Source organism: Massilia agilis (genome assembly GCF_024756255.1).
Lineage (GTDB): Bacteria > Pseudomonadota > Gammaproteobacteria > Burkholderiales > Burkholderiaceae_D > Telluria > Telluria agilis.
In genome coordinates, this window is sequence record NZ_JANUHB010000019.1 from 1 (window position 1) to 1,065 (window position 1,065).

1 protein-coding gene is annotated in these 1,065 nt (G+C 70.5%); it reads right to left on the reverse strand.

Annotated features, from left to right (window positions below):
* Positions 1-1,065 (reverse strand): Ig-like domain-containing protein (locus NX774_RS23275; RefSeq protein WP_258824680.1); only part of this gene is annotated, 1,065 nt, incomplete at both ends.

Genomic DNA, 1,065 nt, shown 5'->3' on the forward strand with positions numbered 1-1,065 from the left:
CGTGCCGTCGCGGCTGATGCCGTCGCCGTTGCTGGCGCCGCTGTCGCTGTGCAGGGCGAACGCGGGCGCCGCGGCCGCCGTATCAACGGTGATGGCTGCGGCGCTCGATGCGGCCGCGCTCAGGTTGCCGGCGTTGTCGGTCTGGCGCACCTGCACGGTGCCCGCGCTGTAGCTGCCATCGGCCAGCGTGAAGCTGGTGCCGCTGCCGGCCGTCCAGTGCGCGCCGCTGTCCACGCTGTACTCCCAGCTTGCGACATCCGCGGCCAGCGTGACGTTGATGGTGCCGTCCTTCGTGATGCCGTCGCTGTTGCTGGTTCCGGTGTCGGCGCCCAGCGCCAGAGCCGGCGCGGCAACCGAGGTGTCGATCGTGATCGCCGCCGCGTTGCTGCCCGCCGCACTCAGGTTGCCGGCGACGTCGGTGTAACGCACCTGCACCTGGCCCACGGCCTGCGTGCCGGCCGGCAGGTTGAAGCTGGTGCCGCTGCCGGCCGTCCAGTGTGCGCCGCCGTCCACGCTGTATTCCCAGCTCGCTGCGTCCAGCGGCAGCGTTACATTCACGGCCGGGTTGTTCGTGATGCCGTCGCTGTTGCTCGCGCCGGTGTCGGTCGCGAGCGCAAACGAGGGCGCAGCGGCCGAGGTGTCGATCGTGATCGCGGCGCCATTGCTGCCCGCGGCGCTCAGGTTGCCGGCATTGTCGGTGTAGCGTGCCTGTACGGCGCCGCTGGCGTAGCTACCGACGCCCAGGCTGAAGCTGGTGCCGCTGCCGGCGCTCCAGTGGGCGCCGCTGTCCACGCTGTATTCCCAGCTTGCCGTATCTGGCGGCAGGGTCACGTTGATGGTGCCATCCTTGGTGATGCCATCCGCGGCGCTGGTGCCGCTATCGGTTGCCAGCGCTAGTGCAGGCGCCGCGGCCGAGGTGTCGATGGTGATGCCCGCCGCATTCGAGCCGGCCGTGCTCAGGTTACCGGCAAGGTCGGTCTGGCGTACCTGCACCACGCCCGCGGCATAGGTGCCGTCGGCCAGGTTGAAGCTGGTGCCGCTGCCGCTCGTCCAGTGCGCACCGCT